This is a genomic window from Pseudarthrobacter defluvii, from assembly GCF_030816725.1.
Lineage (GTDB): Bacteria > Actinomycetota > Actinomycetes > Actinomycetales > Micrococcaceae > Arthrobacter > Arthrobacter defluvii_A.
The window spans coordinates 1,508,819-1,526,903 of record NZ_JAUSYG010000001.1 but is presented as its reverse complement, the minus strand read 5'-3'; the positions used below and the strand labels follow the sequence as shown (position 1 = coordinate 1,526,903).

The 18,085-nt window shown below is 67.8% G+C and carries 18 protein-coding genes; 5 read left to right on the top strand and 13 right to left on the bottom strand.

Annotated elements, in window-relative coordinates; translation table 11 throughout:
• Position 1 precedes the first annotated feature (1 nt).
• Together QF031_RS07125 and clpS are read right to left on the bottom strand one after the other, a co-directional pair.
• The gene (locus tag QF031_RS07125) at positions 2 to 568 is read right to left on the bottom strand and encodes a DUF2017 domain-containing protein (RefSeq protein ID WP_307425948.1); all 567 of its coding nucleotides are present in this window, start codon (positions 566 to 568) and stop codon (positions 2 to 4) included.
• Positions 561 to 944 carry an ATP-dependent Clp protease adapter ClpS gene (gene clpS / locus QF031_RS07120; protein ID WP_286397741.1) on the bottom strand — a complete coding sequence of 128 codons (384 nt, stop codon included), beginning with the start codon at positions 942 to 944 and terminating at the stop codon, positions 561 to 563. Before clpS ends, QF031_RS07125 begins: the two co-directional genes overlap by 8 nt.
• Positions 945 to 982: 38 nt before the next feature.
• On the opposite strand from clpS, the gene QF031_RS07115 reads away from it, so the two are divergent.
• Positions 983 to 2,311, top strand: coding sequence for a nicotinate phosphoribosyltransferase (locus QF031_RS07115; RefSeq protein WP_307425941.1), 1,329 nt, complete (start codon positions 983 to 985; stop codon positions 2,309 to 2,311).
• Positions 2,312 to 2,320: 9 nt separating this feature from the next.
• Positions 2,321 to 2,950, top strand: a complete 630-nt coding sequence (locus QF031_RS07110; protein ID WP_307425939.1) for an isochorismatase family protein — start codon at positions 2,321 to 2,323, stop codon at positions 2,948 to 2,950.
• A 4-nt stretch (positions 2,951 to 2,954) separates the two neighbouring features.
• Here the strand turns inward: QF031_RS07110 and QF031_RS07105 are convergent, their stop codons facing one another.
• From QF031_RS07105 to QF031_RS07085, 5 genes are all read right to left on the bottom strand, one after another.
• Positions 2,955 to 4,739 (bottom strand): DEAD/DEAH box helicase, encoded by a 1,785-nt coding sequence (locus QF031_RS07105; protein ID WP_307425938.1) that lies wholly within the window; start codon positions 4,737 to 4,739, stop codon positions 2,955 to 2,957.
• The gene (locus tag QF031_RS07100; protein ID WP_159631664.1) at positions 4,739 to 5,077 is read right to left on the bottom strand and encodes a DUF3039 domain-containing protein; all 339 of its coding nucleotides are present in this window, start codon (positions 5,075 to 5,077) and stop codon (positions 4,739 to 4,741) included. The genes QF031_RS07105 and QF031_RS07100 overlap by 1 nt, the downstream gene beginning before the upstream one ends.
• Positions 5,078 to 5,186: 109 nt before the next feature.
• Entirely contained in the window at positions 5,187 to 5,966 is a 780-nt protein-coding gene (gene nagB / locus QF031_RS07095; protein WP_307425931.1) for a glucosamine-6-phosphate deaminase, read from the bottom strand.
• 21 nt (positions 5,967 to 5,987) lie between these two features.
• On the bottom strand, positions 5,988 to 7,559 hold the full coding sequence (locus QF031_RS07090) for a transporter (protein ID WP_307425929.1): 1,572 nt from the start codon (positions 7,557 to 7,559) through the stop codon (positions 5,988 to 5,990).
• Complete coding sequence (locus tag QF031_RS07085) at positions 7,541 to 8,335, bottom strand: ABC transporter ATP-binding protein (protein ID WP_307425926.1); 795 nt, start codon at positions 8,333 to 8,335, stop codon at positions 7,541 to 7,543. The genes QF031_RS07090 and QF031_RS07085 overlap by 19 nt, the downstream gene beginning before the upstream one ends.
• A gap of 51 nt (positions 8,336 to 8,386) precedes the next feature.
• Here QF031_RS07085 and QF031_RS07080 point away from each other — a divergent pair, with 51 nt between their 5' ends.
• Positions 8,387 to 10,264 carry a Na+/H+ antiporter gene (locus QF031_RS07080; protein WP_307425923.1) on the top strand — a complete coding sequence of 626 codons (1,878 nt, stop codon included), beginning with the start codon at positions 8,387 to 8,389 and terminating at the stop codon, positions 10,262 to 10,264.
• A gap of 11 nt (positions 10,265 to 10,275) precedes the next feature.
• Here QF031_RS07080 and QF031_RS07075 read toward each other — a convergent pair whose 3' ends face one another.
• From QF031_RS07075 to QF031_RS07060, 4 genes are read right to left on the bottom strand one after another with little or no spacing between them, the layout of a single operon-like run.
• Entirely contained in the window at positions 10,276 to 10,551 is a 276-nt protein-coding gene (locus QF031_RS07075; RefSeq protein WP_307425920.1) for a DUF3253 domain-containing protein, read from the bottom strand.
• A gap of 29 nt (positions 10,552 to 10,580) precedes the next feature.
• Positions 10,581 to 11,678 carry an NADH:flavin oxidoreductase/NADH oxidase gene (locus QF031_RS07070; protein ID WP_307425918.1) on the bottom strand — a complete coding sequence of 366 codons (1,098 nt, stop codon included), beginning with the start codon at positions 11,676 to 11,678 and terminating at the stop codon, positions 10,581 to 10,583.
• Positions 11,678 to 12,679, bottom strand: coding sequence for a tetratricopeptide repeat protein (locus QF031_RS07065; protein ID WP_307425915.1), 1,002 nt, complete (start codon positions 12,677 to 12,679; stop codon positions 11,678 to 11,680). The genes QF031_RS07070 and QF031_RS07065 overlap by 1 nt, the downstream gene beginning before the upstream one ends.
• A gap of 51 nt (positions 12,680 to 12,730) precedes the next feature.
• Positions 12,731 to 14,434, bottom strand: coding sequence for a hypothetical protein (locus QF031_RS07060; protein ID WP_307433202.1), 1,704 nt, complete (start codon positions 14,432 to 14,434; stop codon positions 12,731 to 12,733).
• 234 nt (positions 14,435 to 14,668) lie between these two features.
• Here QF031_RS07060 and QF031_RS07055 point away from each other — a divergent pair, with 234 nt between their 5' ends.
• Positions 14,669 to 15,988, top strand: coding sequence for an AI-2E family transporter (locus tag QF031_RS07055; protein ID WP_307425913.1), 1,320 nt, complete (start codon positions 14,669 to 14,671; stop codon positions 15,986 to 15,988).
• A 13-nt stretch (positions 15,989 to 16,001) separates the two neighbouring features.
• Here the strand turns inward: QF031_RS07055 and QF031_RS07050 are convergent, their stop codons facing one another.
• Positions 16,002 to 16,799 (bottom strand): alpha/beta hydrolase, encoded by a 798-nt coding sequence (locus QF031_RS07050; protein WP_307425910.1) that lies wholly within the window; start codon positions 16,797 to 16,799, stop codon positions 16,002 to 16,004.
• Between the two features lie 66 nt (positions 16,800 to 16,865).
• Positions 16,866 to 17,219, bottom strand: coding sequence for an ATP/GTP-binding protein (locus QF031_RS07045; RefSeq protein ID WP_307425907.1), 354 nt, complete (start codon positions 17,217 to 17,219; stop codon positions 16,866 to 16,868).
• A gap of 116 nt (positions 17,220 to 17,335) precedes the next feature.
• On the opposite strand from QF031_RS07045, the gene nucS reads away from it, so the two are divergent.
• Positions 17,336 to 18,031, top strand: a complete 696-nt coding sequence (nucS, locus tag QF031_RS07040) for an endonuclease NucS (protein WP_307425905.1) — start codon at positions 17,336 to 17,338, stop codon at positions 18,029 to 18,031.
• The last annotated feature ends 54 nt before the right edge of the window (positions 18,032 to 18,085 follow it).

Genomic DNA, 18,085 nt, shown 5'->3' with positions numbered 1-18,085 from the left:
CTCACCGGCGGGATTCCAAGGACTGCAGCATGGCCTGGACCAGGGACTCCTGCAGCCAGGTGGTGAAGTTGTACACCAGCGCCAGGTAGCTCTCCACATCCTCGGCCTGGGACCAGTCCTGCATGCGGTGGACGTGCTCGGCGTCGGCCTCGTCCCTGATGTCCAGGCGCTCCGCAAGGACAAGGCGTACGTCGTTCAGGGCCATGGACCAGTGCCTTGCCCCCTCGGGCGTCAGCACGATCTCGTCCTTGTCCAGGTCCAGCGCCGCGGCACGCAGCGCGCCGATCTTTGTTTCCCGCAGCGACCGTTCGGTGAGCTGGCGGAATTCAAGGGACGCGGCGCCGTCGTCCTTCACCACGTTGGGAAGCAGCCGCTTGACGGCACGGTCCGTAGGTTCGGCCACGTCCATGTCCAGGCCGATGAGTGCGGCCAGCGGGTCCTGTCCCGCGCGGTCCTCGGGCTGGAGCATGGAGACGACGTCGTCGATGAGGCTGCGGAGCAGGTCCCGCTCGGCGGGTTCCAGGAAGCCGGTGATGCCCTTGAGCCCGTATTTGAATGCCTTAGCCACGCTTCCCCTTACCCTGGCCCGGACCCCCGGACTTGCCTGAATTGCCGCCGGGGCCGCCGCTGGCCTTTTCCACCGTGGCCCAGAGCCCGAACCCGTGCATGGCCACCGCGTGGCGCTCCACCTGCTCCTTGCTGCCCGAGGCGACGATGGAGCGGCCCTTCTTGTGGACCTCCATCATCAGCTTGTTCGCCTTGGTCTCCGAATAGCCGAAGTAGCTTTGGAACACGTAGCTGACGTAGCTCATGAGATTAACGGGATCGTTCCAGATCACCAGGTTCCAGGGGATGTCCGGCGCGGTCAGGGAGTCGGTGGACTCTGCTGTGCCGGTCCGGATGCCCTCCTGTGTATCAGGGCCGGGCGCAACGCTTATGGTCATCTGTCCATTCTATGGGGATGGCCACTAGAGTGATTTTCGTGAGCACCTCAGCCGGCTGGGACCAGCCCCGCACGTCCTTTTACACCGACCACTACGAGCTGACCATGCTGCAGGCTGCCCTCCATTCAGGGGCGGCGCACCGCAGGTCCGTGTTCGAGGCGTTCGCCCGGCGGCTGCCGGACGGCCGGCGCTACGGCATCGTTGCCGGCACCGGACGGCTCCTGGAGGGCATTGCGAACTTCCGCTTCGGCGAGGCAGAACTTGAGTTCCTGGAGCGCACGCAGGTGGTCAACCGGGAGACACTCGAATACCTGGCCACCTACAGGTTCTCCGGCGACATCTGGGGCTACGCCGAAGGCGACGCGTACTTCCCCAACTCCCCCATCCTGATCGTGGAGGCATCGTTTGCCGAAGCCTGCATGCTGGAGACCTACCTGCTGTCCGTGCTCAACCACGACACCGCCATCGCCTCCGCCGCTTCGCGGATGGTGAGCGCGGCAGGCGGCCGGCCCTGCATCGAAATGGGCTCGCGGCGCACGCATGAGGAAGCCGCCACCGCGTCGGCGCGGGCCGCGATCATTGCCGGCTTTGACAGCACCTCCAACCTTGAGGCCGGCATCCGCTACGGCGTGAAGACCGTGGGCACCGCCGCGCACTCGTTCACCCTGCTGCACGATACGGAGCGGGAGGCCTTCGAGGCACAGATTGCCTCGCTGGGCGAGGGCACGTCCCTCCTGGTGGACACGTACGACGTCGAAAAGGCCGTCCGCACGGCCGTCGACCTGGCAGGGCCCCACCTGGGCGCGGTCCGCCTGGACTCGGGCGACCTGGTGGCCCAGGCGCAGTGGGTGCGGCGGCTGCTGGACGACCTGGGCAATGAGCACACCAAGATCGTGGTCACTTCCGACCTGGACGAATACGCCATTGCGGCCCTGCAGTCAGCGCCCGTCGACTCCTATGGCGTGGGCACCTCCCTGGTGACCGGCTCCGGCGCACCCACCGCCAGCATGGTCTACAAGCTGGTCAGCCGCGCGGACAACGACGGCAATTTCGTGTCGGTAGCCAAGGCTGCGAAGAACAAGGCCAGCATTGGCGGGCGGAAGTACGCACTGCGGAAGCTGGACGAACGCGGCCGGGCCACCGCCGAGGTGGTGGGTGTTGGGCACCGGCCGGAGGACGACGGCAACGACCGTCCGCTGCTGCAGCAGTTCATGAAGAACGGCGAACTGGTGCCCGGTTGGACCGGGTACGAGGGCGTTCTCCGGGCACGGCAGCGCCACGCGGACTCCATGGCGGAACTGCCGCCGGTGGTCAACCGGCTGCAGCGCGGCGAGGCCGCCATCCCCACAGTCTATGAAGAAAACTGAGGAGCACTGATGGCGCGCGCTTTGATCATCGTGGACGTGCAGAACGATTTCTGCGAGGGCGGCTCGCTCGCCGTTCCGGGCGGGGCTGCCGTGGCCGGGGCCATCAGTGAGTACCTGGACGGCCACCACAGGGAATTCGACCATGTAGTGGCCACCCAGGACTGGCACATCGATCCCGGCAGCCACTTCTCCGAGACGCCGGATTACAAGGACAGCTGGCCGCGGCATTGCGTGGCAGGCACCCGCGGCGCCGACCTCCACCCGGACCTGGACACCGAGTACATCGACGCGTACTTCCGGAAAGGCCAGTTCGCCGCCGCCTATTCCGGCTTCGAGGGCCTGCTGGCGCCCGAGGACGCCGTCCCCACAGGGGAACGCCAGGCCGGCGGCCTGCCCAGCGGCGACACACTCGAAGCCGATGACGATGCCATCGGCCTCGATGACTGGCTGCAAAGCCACGACGTGGAGGATGTGGTGGTGGTCGGCATCGCCACCGACTACTGCGTGAAGGCCACGGCACTGGACGCCGTCCAAGCAGGTTACGGCGTCACGGTGGTGCGGTCGCTGACCGCGGGGATCGCCGAGGACCTGGAAGACACCGTTGCGGAGCTGGAACTCGGCGGGGCAGACGTCGCCTGAGCCGCTACTTGCGGCCCACGAACCAGTCCTGGAGCTTGCGCAGCCGGGACTTCAGCTGCTCCGCGTTGGCCTGCGCCACGGGAGGCCCGCCGCAGACGGTCCGCAGCTTGGTATGGACCACGCCGTGGGGCGTTCCGGTCCGGGCAGACCAGGCGGCCACGTTCTTGGCCAGCTCGTTGCGCAGGTCCATCAGCATCCGGTGGTCGGGAACTGCCGGAGCGGCACTTTCGGCGGCCGCGGCGGGAGCCTTCCGGTTCCGCCGGTTCAACTGCTCGTGCTGTCGCTGGCGCAGCAGCATGCCCACCTGTTCCGCGTCCAAAAGCCCGGGGATCCCCAGGAAGTCCATTTCGTCGTCGGACCCCACTTCGCCGCCGGTGCCGAACTCGCCGCCGTCGAACAGGACGCGGTCAAAGGAGGCCTGGGAGTCAAGCGCCTCGAACTTGCCCTTGGTGAGGCTGTCCGATGCCTTCTCTTCCCGGTTGGCCTCCTCCATCAGCGAGTCTTCCGGGTTGAAGAGGCCGTCGCCGTCTTCCTTTTCGGGCCGGTCCAGCGCATGGTCCCGCTCCATTTCCATGGAGTTGGCCAGGGCCATCAGCTGCGGCACGGAGGGCAGGAAGACCGACGCCGTCTCGCCCCGTTTGCGGGCACGCACGAAGCGCCCCACGGCCTGGGCGAAGAAGAGCGGGGTGGAGGTTGACGTGGCATAGACGCCGACGGAGAGCCGGGGCACGTCCACGCCTTCGGACACCATGCGGACGGCCACCATCCAGCGCTTGTCACCCGCCGAAAATTCCTCGATCTTGCTCGATGCCTTCGCATCATCGGAGAGGATGACGGTGGGTGATTCGCCCGTGATTCTCTTCAGCTGCCCGGCATAGGCGCGGGCGTCCTCGTGGTCGGTGGCGATGACCAGGCCGCCGGCGTCTGGCACGGTCCGCCGGACTTCACTGAGCCGCCTGTCCGCACCGGCCAGGACGGCGGGAATCCACTCCCCCGCCGGGTTCAGCGCGGTCCGCCAGGCGTGGGACGTGATGTCCTTGGTCACCGCGGCCTCACCCAGGGATGCCGCCATTTCCTCGCCGGCGCTGGTGCGCCAGCGCATCTGGCCGGAGTAGGCCATGAACATCACCGGGCGCACCACGTGGTCCCGGAGGGCGTTGCCGTAGCCATAGGTGTAGTCGGCCTTGGAGCGCCGGATGCCGTCCCGGTCCTCGGCATATTCCACGAACGGGATGGGCGAGGTGTCCGAACGGAACGGCGTACCGGTGAGGGACAGCCGGCGCACGGCAGGATCGAACGCTTCGCGCAGGCCGTCACCCCAGGACAGTGCTTCGCCGCCGTGGTGGATCTCGTCCAGGATCACCAGGGTGCGGGCGGCCTCTGTCTTGGCGCGGTGCAGCATCGGCTTGCTGGCCACCTGGGCATAGGTGACTGCGACGCCGATGAAGCCACGGCCGTGCTGGCCGTCGGAGTTCTTGAAGTTGGGGTCGATGGCGATGCCCACCTTTGCGGCGGCATCCGCCCACTGGCGCTTGAGGTGGTCCGTGGGCGCCACGATGGTCACGCGGTTCACGGCGCCGGAATCGATCAGCGTGGACGCGACCCGGAGCGCGAAGGTGGTTTTACCGGCGCCGGGGGTTGCCACCGCAAGGAAGTCGCGGGGACTGCTCTTCAGGTAGAGGTCAAGGGCTTCCTGCTGCCAGGCACGGAGTTTCGGGGCGGTTCCCCAGGCTGCACGTTCCGGGTAAGCCGGAGGCAGGGTGGGGCCGCCAAAGAGCGTCTCCGTCACTACTTGTTGTTGCCCGAGCCGCCCGGACCCTTCCCGCCGTCGTTGCCCGGACGGAGGCCGTCATAGACTTCCTTACACTCGGGGCAGACAGGGAATTTCTTCGGATCCCGGCCCGGGGTCCAGACCTTGCCGCACAGGGCAATGACGGGTTCCCCGGTCATGGCGGACTCCATGATCTTTTCCTTCCGCACATAGTGCGAGAAGCGCTCCCGGTCCCCCGGCTCCACTTCCTGGCGCAGTTCCTCGCGCTCAATGGTGGCCGTGGACGTTCCAGCCCCGGACAGCTCGCGCATCGGGTCGTTTTCGAGAGGGTCCGTCATGCTAGTCATGGCATCCATCTTAGCCGTTCCGCCAGCCGGACGTTCGACGGCGGCACGCCCGTGCCCGGGTCCGGCACCGGCCGCCGTCGTACTTTTTTGCTCCCTGCGGGCCCTCCCGCAAGGCTCGCTAGAGGCCCTGCCAAGCGGGCTTGTTCTCGTAGGTGTGGCGGTAGAAATCCGCCAGTTTCAAGGCCGAGGCTGCCGCCTCGTCCAGCAGCACGGTGGCGTGCGGATGGAACTGGAGCACAGAAGCAGGACAGATGGCAGCCACCGGCCCCTCCACGAAATCGCGGACTGCCTGCGCTTTCTGCGCGCCCGTGGCCAGGAGGATCACGTGGCGCGCCGCCATGATGGTGCCCAGCCCCTGGGTGATGACATGGTGCGGCACCTCGGCCAGGCTGTTGAAAAACCTGGCGTTGTCCCGGCGTGTCTGTTCGATCAGGCTCTTGATCCGTGTCCGCGACGCGAAGGAGGAGCCCGGTTCGTTGAACCCGATGTGCCCGTCGGTGCCCACGCCCAGCAGTTGCAGGTCCACGCCGCCGGCAGCGGTGATGGCCTGCTCGTACGCTTCGCAGGCGGCGGGAATGTCAGCGGCGGTTCCGTCAGGCCCGTGGACGTTCTCCGGTGCAATGTTCACCCGGTCGGTGAATTCCCTGCGTATCACCTCGCGGTAGGACTCGGGATGGCCGGCCGGCAGGCCCACGTACTCGTCCAGCGCAAAGCCGGAGGCCCTGCTGAAGTCCAAGCCCTGTTCATGCCGGACAGCAAGCTCGTCGTAGACGGGCAGCGGCGAGGATCCCGTGGCCAGGCCCAGGACGGCGCCGGGCTTGCGCCGGACCAGCTCTTCGATGGCGTCGGCCGCGAGTTTTCCGATCTGCCTGCTGCCGCCAAGAATCACGATCTCCATGGTGTTCCCTTCCGTGGGCTGTCAGCGGTTGACGGTAACCTGGGCCAGGAGCTCGGGTCCCCGCGCGTCGAGCCACTTGCCGCCCAGCCGGACACCGGCCAGGAAGAGGGCCAGGCCCAGGATGACCCCCACTCCCAGGGTGAGCCAGCCGAACAGGACGTCCCCTGTCACTGCGTTTGCCACCAGCAGTACGGCCTCGGGCAGGACCAGGACCATCAGCACCAGCATGCCAACGAACTGCACGGCAAGGGTCTGCCCCACGTTCCCGGGCGGCTTCTTGAAGGGGCTGTCGCCGGGCAGCGGAACGGTGACCGTGTACCGGGCCGACACCACCGAGGACAGGCCCAAGCCCGTAAAGAGGATCCCCAGGCTGAGCCCCAGCTGGCCGGGCAGGGCGCCCCAATTGCCGGTGAACCCTGCGTAGCCGACCGAAAACACCAGCACCACGGGCAGCGCGAACGACATGCACGCAAGGGCCCGGCCCAACCTGTCGGCCACGCCGCGGACCCCGGTGGCCAGGTGCAGCGCGAACGCCGTGTTGTCGTAGGAGACGTCGGCGGAGATGGACCAGGCCAGGATGAAGGCGGACAGCGGGGCCAGGAACGCCAGGCTGCCGTAGCTTCCGGTTTGCGTTCCCTGGAATGCCAGCACCACGGGAAGCAGCGGGATCACCACCAGGGAACCGGAGTAGCGCGGGTCCCGGAACCAATAGGTGAGCGACCGGGCCATGACAGCGCCGGCCGGAGTGGCTGGAAGCATGCCGAACAGCCCCAGCCTGCCGCCCCTGCGCCTCCCGGCGCCGGCGTACGGCGGCGTGACCAGCGCGCGCTGGAGCAGCAGCTTCCAGCACCAGGCAAGGGCAGCCAGGACAGCTGTGGACAGCAGCAGCTTTACCGCTGCCTCCCCGGGGCGGCCGGACGCGATATCACCGCCGAGCGCCCACGGGGCCCCCAGGGGCGTCCAGGACAGGGTCCGGGCGAACTCGGGCAGGAAACCGGTGGAGGCGGAAATGCCGCGGCCAACACCTGCCACGATGGGGCCCAGCAGGACCATGGGCACCATGAATGCGATGGCGCTGATGTCCTTGAAGCGCCGGGAAGCAGCGAGGCTCGCTGTGGCGGTGGTGACAACCTTGGCCGCCACGACGCAGGTCATGACGCCCAGGCATGCGCCGAGCAGGGCTGCGAGCGCGGGCAGGACTCCGCGGGACCAGGTCACCACGGTGGACAGTGCCACGAGGGCAGTGGCCAGGCCGGGGATGCCGATCAGCCCGCCAAGTGCCAGTCCGGCGAGCATCTGCTTCATGGGTATGGCGAAGGTGGTGAAGCGGGCCGGGTCCAGGGTCATGTCCGTAGCCGACGCCACCACCGGAACCACCGCCCAGCCAAGCACGGCGGCGGAACCGCCCAGAACCACCGCCGTGTGTGCGGTCACCGGCCCGGCCCCCCGCAGCAGGACGAGGGCGATGATCAGTGTGGCCACGACTCCGAGCGCGTAGAGCCCTGCGATGGCCATGCCCACCAGTTGCCAAGGGCTGCGGCGCAGCCCGTTGCGCAGCAGCGTGAGCTTGAGCCTCAGAAGGTGCGCAACCATTCCAGCCCTTCCGTGTGGCTGTGCCCGCCCACCAACTGCACGAACCGGTCCTCCAGGGACGCCCCCGCACGTACCTCGTCAACGGTTCCTGCCGCCAGGAGCCGGCCGCGGGCCACCACTGCGACGTGGTCGCACATGCGCTGCACCAGGTCCATGACGTGGCTGGAGACGATGACCGTGCCGCCGGAGGCCACGTACCGGTCAAGGATCGAGCGGATGTTCGCTGCCGACACCGGATCGACGGCCTCGAACGGCTCGTCCAGGACCAGGAGCCGCGGGGCGTGGATCAGGGCAGAGGCCAGGGCGATCTTCTTGGTCATGCCGGCGGAGTAGTCCACCACCAGCGTGCCCGCGTCCTGGGTAAGGTCCATCGCTGCCAGCAGCTCCCCCACCCGCGCAGCCACCACGGCCTTGTCCATGCCGCGCAGCAGCCCGGCATAGGTGATCAACTGCTCTCCGCTGAGCCGGTCGAACAGCCGGACGCCGTCGGGCAGGATGCCCATGAGCCGTTTGGCTTCCAGGGGGTGCTGCCAAACATCCACGCCGTGTACCACCGCCGTGCCGAAGTCCGGGCGCAGGAGGCCGGTGGCCATGGAGAGCGTGGTGGTCTTGCCCGCACCGTTGGGTCCCACGATGCCGAAAAACGAACCGGCGGGCACCTCCAGGCTGATGCCGTCCACAGCGATTTTGCCGCCGAAGCGCTTGGCCAATCCGCGGATGGAAAGGGCCGCCGCGGGTCCGGGATCCGGCGCCATGTCAGGTATCGGAGCAGTCATGGTGCCAGCCTAGTCGGCGGACCCGCTCCGCGGGGGTGCGAGACTAACGTCATGGACATCGCGTTGGGCCTGCTGGTGATCGTTGCCGTGGTGTGTGCCGGCAGCGCCTTGGGCCGCACACTCAATATCCCGGTTCCCCTGCTGCTGGTCCTCGCCGGGGTGGCGGGATCCTTCCTGCCGTTCATTCCGCCGGTCGAGCTGAACCCGGAGCTGGTGCTGGTCGGACTGCTGCCGCCGTTGCTCTACGCAGCCGCGTTCCGCACGTCCTTGTTCGACTTCAAGACCAATCGACGCTCCATCGGCTTGCTGTCCGTGGGTTACGTCATCTTCGGCACTTTGGGCGTGGGCATGGTGGTCTGGTGGCTGTTCCCGGAGATCCCGTTGGCCGCAGCCTTCGCCCTGGGCGCAGTAGTGGCACCCCCGGACGCCGTGGCCGCCACGGCCATTGCCCGGAAAGTGGGCATGCCACGCCGGATCGTCAACATCCTCGAAGGCGAGTCGCTGGTCAATGACGCCACGGCGCTGGTATGCCTGAGGGCAGCGGTGGCGGCTATCGCCGGCTCCGTGTCCGCGCTGGACGTGGCCGGCGGATTCGTGGTGGCAGCCGGCGGCGGCCTGGCGGTGGGCATCGCCGTGGCCTACCTCCTTACCGAAGTCCGGAAACGGATCAGCAACGTGGCCATCAACACCTCGACATCGCTGATGGCACCGTTCGTTGCGTTCCTGCCTGCGGAGGCCATCCACGCATCCGGCGTGCTGGCCGTCGTCGTCACCGGCCTGGTGATGGGCACCAAGGCGCCGTCCATGCCTAACGGCGCTGCGCGGCAAAGCGCCAGGAGCAACTGGGACACCATACAGTTCCTGCTGGAGAACTCCGTGTTCCTGCTCATCGGGCTGCAGGTGCGGACCATCATTGAAAGCGTCCAGGACGACTCGCTGGGCGCGGGCCGCATCTGGCTTGGCTGCGCCCTGATCCTGCTGGCCGTGCTGGTGCTGCGCCCCGTCTGGGTCTTCCCCACCACCTATCTGCCCCGCCTGATTCCTTCGGTGCGGCGCACGGACCCCGCACCGCCCTGGCAGTTCCCCGCCATCGTGTCCTGGGCCGGCATGCGCGGCGTGGTCACCCTGGCCGCCGTCCTGACGCTGCCCGATGACCTGGAGCACCGCAACGTGCTGGTCCTGGCGGCCATGGTGGTGGTGGGCGGAACCCTGGTGCTGCAGGGATTCACGCTGCCCGCTTTGGTCAGGGCGCTGGGCGTGCCGGGGCCGGACCGGCGCGAGGACGCCCTGAACCAGGCCTCCCTGATGCAGCGGGCTACTGCAGCAGGGATGGAGCGGCTGGAGCAGCTGCGGCGCGAGAGCGATCCGCCGGAGGTCATGGACATGCTCCGGCGGCGGACCCAGGAACGAGGGCTGGCAGCCTGGGAGCGCCTGGGCAGGCCAACAGCCGAGGCCGCCACCCCCAGCCAGCGCTACGCACAGCTGCGGATGGCCATGCTGGAGGCGGAGCGGGACAAGGTGCTGGAGCTCAGGCGCGGCGGGGACTTTGCCCATGAGGTCCTCAGCGAAGTCCTGGAACGGCTGGATGTCGAGGAGTCCATGCTTGACGCTTCCCTCAACGAGCTCGATTCCGCCGCTGATGGTGCCGGCGGCGAAGGGCTGTCCCAGCCGGGCGGCGTGTGCGACCACCTGACGGCAGCCATGCAGTCACCGCTCCCCGGGAATCCGGCCTGTGCCGGCTGCGAACGGGAGGGCACCAGCCCGGTGCACCTGCGCATGTGCCTGGCCTGCGGGAGCATCGGCTGCTGCGATTCCTCCGCGGGCCGCCACGCCAGCCGCCACTTCAAGGAAACCGGGCACCCTGTCATGCGCAGCGCCGAGCCCGGCGAAGACTGGCGCTGGTGCTACGTGGACGAGCTGCTGGGCTGACAGCGCCCGGCTCAGCGTGCCTTGCGGATCCGGATCGGGCCCTTGGCCGTGGCGGGATCGACGACGGATCCGCCTTGGGTGATGTGCACCTGGCCCGCTTCGACCAAGCGCCTGGCGGCCTGCCGTGCGGGCTCCATGAGGGGGCGCCAGTCGTCGCCGCCTACGGCCCTGGCGGCGTCGGACGGGCAGATGGTGGAGGTCGAAGCCCTGGCGGCCAGGAGTTCCAGGATCTTCGCTTCCAGCTGCCTTTCCACCGCGTTTTGGTCATTCCCGCCGCTGCCCGCCATGCCGGACTCCCAACGTCAAAGGATGCAGTTCAAAAGGTACGCCGCGGGACAGCGCGCTCGTACTGGGGCGGCCAGGCGAGGTCGTAGCCCAGTTCGAACGCGGCACGAAGCCACCAGTGGGGGTCGCGCAGGGCGGCCCGGGCAATGAAGACACCGTCTGCCTGTCCGGTAGCGATGGCATGCTCCGCCTGGCCGGGCGTGGTCACCAGGCCCACCGTTCCGGTGGCGATTCCTGCTTCTTCGCGGATGGCGGCCGAGAAACCGGTCTGGTAGCCCAGGCCCGGCTTTATCTGCTGGTGGGCCACTGCCCCGCCGCTGGAGACGTCCACCAGGTCCACCCCGTGGGCGGCCGCCTCCCGGGCCAGCCGGACTGACGCCGCCTGGTCCACGCCGCCCGGCGCCCAGTCGGTGGCCGAGATCCGGAGCAGCAGCGGCATGGAATCAGGAATCACTGCCCGGACTGCGTCAACCACCGCCCGCATCAGCCGGTTGCGGCCGGCCTCATCCCCGCCCCACTCATCGTCACGCTGGTTGATCAACGGACTCTGGAACTGGTGCAGGAGGTAACCGTGCGCCCCGTGGATTTCCATGGTGTCAAAACCGGTGTCCACCGCACGGACAGCGGCGGCGGCAAAGTCCTCGATGACGCCGTGGATTTGTTCCACGGTCATGGCGGCAGGCGCGGCGTAGCCCTCAAAGGAGGTAGTGGAGGGGCCCACCGTCTCCCATCCGCCCTCGGAGGCCGGAACACTGCCGTGCTTGCCGGAGAACGGCCAGTAAGTGGAGGCTTTTCGGCCGGCGTGGGCCAGCTGCACACCGATTTTGGTGCCGGCGGTGCCGTTCCGGTGGACAAAGGAAATGATCCGCTCCCACGCCGCCGCCTGCTCGTCGTTGTAGAGGCCGGCGTCGCGGGGGCTGATCCGGCCCTCGGCGTTAACTGCCGCGGCCTCGGTGAGGATCATGGCGGCGCCGCCCACGGCAAAGCCGCCCAGGTGGACCAGGTGCCAGTCGTGCGGGACGCCCGGGGCGTCGTCGGGATCGCAGCTGTACTGGCACATGGGCGAAACCCAGCCCCGGTGCTGCAGCTCCATGGACCGCAGTGTCAGCGGCTGGAAAAGTGCCGGCATTAGAACAGCACCCGCGCGAGCCCCTGGCGCGCCTTTGCCACGCGCTCGTCACCGGCGCCCACCACGTCGAAGAGTTCCAACAGCCGCACCCGTGCTGCCTCCCGTTCCGGGCCGAAATTCCTGCCGATGAAGGCAACCAGACGGTTCAATGCGTCCTCCACGTGCCCGCCGGCAACGTCCAGGTCCGCCACGCGGAGCTGCGCGTCCAGGTTGTCCGGCTCATTGGCAGCCAAGGCACGCAGGGCATCACTGTCCTGGGCGGAGACCGACTGCAGCCGGTCCATCAGCTCCACCTGCGCCAGCCCGGCCTTGGCTTCATGGTCCGACGGCATTTCCTTCAGCGCCTGCCGGTAGGCTTCGGCAGCGGCGGCGTAGTCACCGGCTTCGATGGCGTCGAACGCAGCCTGGTGCAGCGGCGGCAGCGGAGCAGGCCCCGGTTCACCGGCTCGGCCTGCATCAAGGCTCCCGGTAACCCCGTTGGCGGCGGCCACCTTGAGCAGCTCGTCGAAGAGACTGCGCACCTGCTGCTCGTCCGCCGCGCCCTGGAAGAGCGGCACCGGCTGCCCTTTGAGTACGGCAACGGCAGTGGGGACGGCCTGCACCTGGAAGGCCTGGGCAAGCTGCGGGAAGGCTTCGATGTCGGCGGCGCCAAGGACCAGGCGTCCGCCGTAGGAGGCCACGAGGCGGTCCAGGGTGTCAAGCATCCTGCCGGACTCCGGCGAGTACGGGGCCCACAGGGCAAACACCACGGGTACCTGCGCGGACAGCTCGACCAGCTGCTGGAAGTTCGCCTCGGTGACGTTGACCCTGAGTTCGGGTCCGCCGGTGGCTCCCTCTGGCTGCGCCCCCTGCGCTCCCGCTGCCGATGAAGGAGCGGAACCGGAGGGAGATTGGCCGGAAGGAGATGCGGGGCGCTTCAGCGAGGAAAGGTCGACGGCGCCGCGCAGGTTAAGCGGGTTGGCAGCGGCAGGAGGGACTGGGCGGGAAGCTGGCGAACTCATGATTCCCACTCTAGCCACTCCGGCCGCTGCCGGTGGTAATACAGTCAACCCCTACTTGAAGCTGGCACCAACCAGGCCGCGGGTGGCGGCAACGAGCTTCATCGGGTCGGTGGATCCTGCCGGCGGCACATAAACCGCCATGGATTCGGCGAAGCTCAGCACCATGCCCGTGGTGGTCTCCTTGCCGCCGGCCAGGGCTGCAGCGTCATCACCAATGCTGAGCTTGTCACCGGCCGCCTTCGGGGTGCCCTCGAAGCCGAAATTGATCCGGCCAAGGACCAGGGCCCCGCCGTCGGAGGTGCGGAACACCACGGTGCTGTCCGGAACCACCTTGTGGGTGAACGAGAAGTTGCCGTTCTCGCCGGACTTCACCACCTCCGCCTGGTAGGACAGGGTGTCGGCGATGTACGGGGAGGACTGGCCTTCGACGAGCTTGTCCTTGAAGGGCGAGTCCGCCGCGGTGAGGCGGTCGGCGAGTCCGGACATCGCTTCCTCACCGCTGTAGAGCAGGCCGGACTTGTCCGACGGGGCAAGGGTGTCCGTTCCTCCGCGGCTGATGGTGGGGAACGTGGTGCCCGGCTGGAGGGGGGTGGTTTCCATCAGCTTGTAGTTTTCGCGCGGCGACTGCTGGACCAGCGTCAGGATCTGCGGAACCACGTTGCCTTCGCCCTGGGTCACCGCCAGCACCGAACGCGGCCAGTCACGGTCGCTGGTGACCACGGTGGTCAGCAGTTTGGTGGAGCGGACGGGCATGCGCGGCGAATAGGAGCCCACCTGAGAGCGGATCTTGTAGTTCTGGGTCCGGATTTCCAGCTCCGGGCCACCGACGCGGCCGGCAAGCTTTGCCGCATCCTTGGCTGCATCCCCTGCATCGACCGCGCTGGAGACCTGCTCCAGGATCCGGCGGAACTGGGCATCGAGCAGCACCGGCAATCCGGCCGCTTCCTTCGCCGGCGATGAGGCACTGCCGGACGGCTGCGGGCTGGGGGTGGCTGCCTGGGCGGCGGTGGCCGAACCGGCCAGCAAGGCCGCTGCCACACCGGCTGCGACCATGGTCACCTTCGAGGAGGACGACGTCGGAGCCTGGGTTTGCGGCGCCGCGTTCTGCGGGCCGGCATCCACTGACTTGGCCTTGCGTGCACGGGCGCGGCCGGCATGGCTGCCGTCGCCGTCGCCTTCACCGTTCTTCCTGCGGGCTGCGAGCAGCGCCAGGACGATGCCGGCCACGATCAGCAGGCTGCCCAGGACCATCAGCGGCACAGCCCAGGGGGTGGACGTGTCGTTCGGGAACGTCATGGATACGGAGGCAGGCGCCGGCTTGGTGCCGTCGGAGGCGAGCAGGAGGGTCCACTCTCCATCGGCCGGCGGTGTCCAGGTGTAGTCAAGTTCGCCGCTGGCGTTCTCGTTGGACACCCACAGGTCCGAGCCGGCGGGGTTGGGGGCGGCAGGTTCGCCGTCGGCGTGGTCCACCTGAAGGGACTTCTCGTCCTCCGAAACCCCCGTGATGGTGTTGTGGGCCGTCTTGCCAACCCAGGCGTCGACGTCGTCAGGCCGGCCTGTTGCCAGCATGAAGTTTCCGTCGCCCTGGATGTTGATCTTGACGGGACCGTCGTGCAGGGTCCGCAGCTTCTGGTCGATGACCGTCAGCGGTGCGGCGGCGGCGTCGGCCGGCACGGAGGCAGTGAACGTCTCGGAGGGAGCCCAGATGGTTCTCTGGCCGATACCGGCCAAAAGTGTCAGGAGGCCGAGCAGCACAAGTGCGGCTGCAGTCTTTAAACGCAAGGGAAACACCTATCATCAGCGGGGGTTTGCCTTCAATAGTAACCTTTCCGTTACCACAGGCCCCTGCCGCGACCTTCCGCCCCGGCCCATGCAGGCGTCCGGGCGGCGGCTTCGGCTCCTGGTGGCAAGCCTGCTGATAGTGTTTGCGATGATCATCACACCGGCCCGCGAAGGCGGTGCCACGCACGGAACAGGCCCCTAGAACCAGTGACTGACAAGACGGATCCGTCCTCGGCGGCAGCCGCAAATTCCGGGGACGCCAGGGGCCCTGTCCCCGCTCCCGTACCGCCTCTCGGCCTCGCAGCAGCAGCACGCCGCGGGGGTTCGGCCGCTGCAGCCCTTGGCCACGTGGTCCGCCGGCTTCGCCAGCCCTTGCCCGGCGCGCAGCCCAGGCTTCGGTTCGAGATGCCGCCGGAATACACCGGACAGGTTCCGGAAATCGACCACGACGGTGACGAGGAGCCGCAGTTCGGCCATCCCGGACCACGGATGTCCCCGCAGCACCCGCTGTACATGGGCTTCATGGGCACGGTGGGCGTGGGACTGGCGCTGCTGGTCTATTGGATCGGTTCCCACACCACGCAGCTGCTGCTGTGGATCGTGGCGGCGCTGTTCATCGCCCTGGGTTTGGAGCCCGTGGTGGGCTGGCTGGAGAACCACAGGATTCCACGGCCGGCCGGCATCCTGGTCTCGGTGGCGGTCCTGATGGGCGCCGTCGTTGGATTCTTCGCCACCCTCATTCCCACCATTGTTGAACAGGTCTCCGAGATTGTGCGGCAGGCGCCGGACTGGGTGCGCAGTTTCATGGATTCTGACCTCTTCCGCAGCCTCGACGACCAGTTCGGCGTGCGCGACCGCATCACCGAGGAACTGAACAAGTTCGTCAACGACCCCGCCGCGATGGGCGGCATTTTCGGCGGCGTGGTGGGCTTTGGATCCACCGTGGCCAACAGCCTCTTCGGGGCCCTGATCGTCCTGGTGCTGAGCCTGTACTTCCTGGCAGCGCTGCCGGCCATGAAGAAGTGGGGCTACCGCCTGGCTCCGCGCTCCCGGCGGAAGCGGGTGGCTGCCCTTTCGGAGGAGATCACGCGCTCGGTGGGAAACTACGTGATCGGCCAGGCGTGCGTGGCCCTGCTCAATGCCACCTTCGCCTTCGTTGTGATGTCCATCGTGGGTATTCCGTTCGCCCTGCTCCTGGCTTTCGTGGTGGTCCTGCTGGCCTTCATCCCCCTGGTGGGCGGGATGATCGCAGGCATCGTGGTGACCCTGGTATCCCTCACCGAAGGCTGGCAGGTGGCGGCCATCTACGCCATCTGCTACTTCGCGTACCTGCAGTTCGAGGCGTACTTCATCTCCCCGCGCATCATGCAGAAGGCCGTTGCCGTGCCCGGTGCGGTGGCGGTGATCTCGGTCATCGCCGGCGGCAGCCTCCTGGGCGTCCTCGGGGCCCTGATCGCCATTCCCACCGCAGCCGCGGTCCTGCTGCTGCTCCGGGAGATCTACATCGTCCGGCAGGACCAGCACTGAGGGTGCCGGGACGCTAGGCTCCGGCAGCCGCCGTCGGCCCGTCCCATTCCTTTGGCAACTCCGCTCCGGCGTGATCGGGACTGACCTGGGCCACGATGTCGTTCAGGGCCCGCGCCGCGTACTTCTCCCCCACCCACAGGTGCTTGGCCCCCGCCACGCCCAACACCCGGGCCTGCGGGACCACGCTGAAGCGGGCGGCCGCCTCCGCAGGCTGCAGGAAGTCGTCGTGCTCCGGCACCAGGACGGTGAGCGGCTTGCCGGACTCCGCCCACAGCTGCAGGTGCTTGTCCGTGGCACGGTGCAGCGGGGGCGACAGCAGCACCGCGCCCTCGATCTGCGGGGCCACCGGCTCGACGGCACCGTACATCAGCGCCAGCTCGGTGCCAAAGGACCACCCCACGAGCCAGCGGTTGGGCAGGTCCCGTTCGACCGCGAAACGGACGGCTGCCTCCACGTCATACCGCTCGCCGATCCCCTCCTCGAAAGCGCCGCTGCTGGTGCCGCGGGGAGAGGAGGTACCGCGGGTGTTGAAGCGCAGCACCGCGATGCCGGCCAACGCCGGCAGCCGGTAGGAAGCCTTGCGGAAGACGTGGGAATCCATGAAGCCGCCGTGCGTCGGCAACGGGTGGAGCGTGATCAGCGTGGCCCTGACCGGACCCGACTCCGGCAGTGCGAGCTCGCCCACCAGCGTGTGGCCGTCCTCCGTCTGCAGCTCGACATTTTCGCGCCGCGCCGGCAGGACGGTGGAGGCACGGATGGGAGCGGGGCCATGGCCCTCGGAGAACTGGTACGACGCCGGATCAAAAGTCATGCCTGCCAGCTTAGCGACAGTGGGGGCATCCTTCGTTCCTCACCGGTACCCGCAACCGGCGCCCGGTCAGCGGTAGCGGTAGCTGCGCGTCTGCCAGCAGTTGGTGTGCCAGTGCCGGCGCTCGGCAAGGCCCACGGCGGCACCAAAGAGGTGGTCGTCCTGCCACACCACAAGGTGGGCAACTCCCGGCAGCACCGCGGTGGAGCACTCCGGGCAGATGTAGGTCTTTTCCGCGTTTTTGGCCGTCATGGTGCGGACCATCCATTCACCGTCAGGGGCGCTTTCCCGGCGGGCGATTCCGGCGCGGGCACGTTCCAGGTCCAGTTCGGGAACGTCCCCGCTCCTTTTCCGCCCGGCGCCATGGCCGGAGACGGCGCCCCTTCCGGAAGCGGGACGGCGGGGACGGTTGGAGCGCGGCATGTATCCATTCTGCCCCAGCTTGGCCACCGACCCGGCCCTCCCCTGATGCCCCGCAGCCCGGTGCCGTGCCGCCGTCGGACGCAGCCTGCCGGGGCCCACGCGATAGTCTGTACGGCGTGCGACTCGTCATAGCCCATTGCTCCGTTGATTACGTTGGCCGGCTCAAAGCCCATCTCCCCCTCGCCACCCGGCTGCTGCTGGTCAAGGCGGACGGCTCCGTACTGGTGCATTCCGACGGCGGTTCCTACAAGCCGCTGAACTGGATGAGCCCCCCGGCAACGCTGCGGGTTTCGTCGCCCGACGAGGTGGACCTGGAACTCGGGGTGATGGAGCAGTGGACCGTGCAGTCGGCCAAGACCGACGACCGGCTCATCATCAACATCCACGAGAAGATCAGCGAGTCCTCTCATGACCTGGGCGTGGACCCCGGCCTGATCAAGGACGGCGTGGAAGCCGACCTGCAGCGGCTGCTCGCCGAGCAGATTGAAACGCTGGGCCAGGGCTACTCACTGATCAGGCGCGAATACTTCACTGCGATTGGTCCCGTGGACATCCTGGCCCGGGACGCGGATGGCGCCACGGTGGCGATTGAACTCAAGCGACGGGGCGACATCGACGGCGTGGAACAGCTGACCAGGTATCTGGAACTGCTCAACCGCGACCCCCTGCTGGCACCGGTACGGGGCATTTTCGCCGCCCAGCAGATCAAGCCGCAGGCAAAGGTGCTGGCCAACGACCGCGGGATCGACTGCGTGACCCTCGACTACGACGCCATGCGCGGAGTGGACGACAGCGAATCGCGGCTCTTCTAGGTTTATCCTTTGTTGCTTAAGGCACCTAATTAGTGCGTTTCCAGGCTTCCCTTC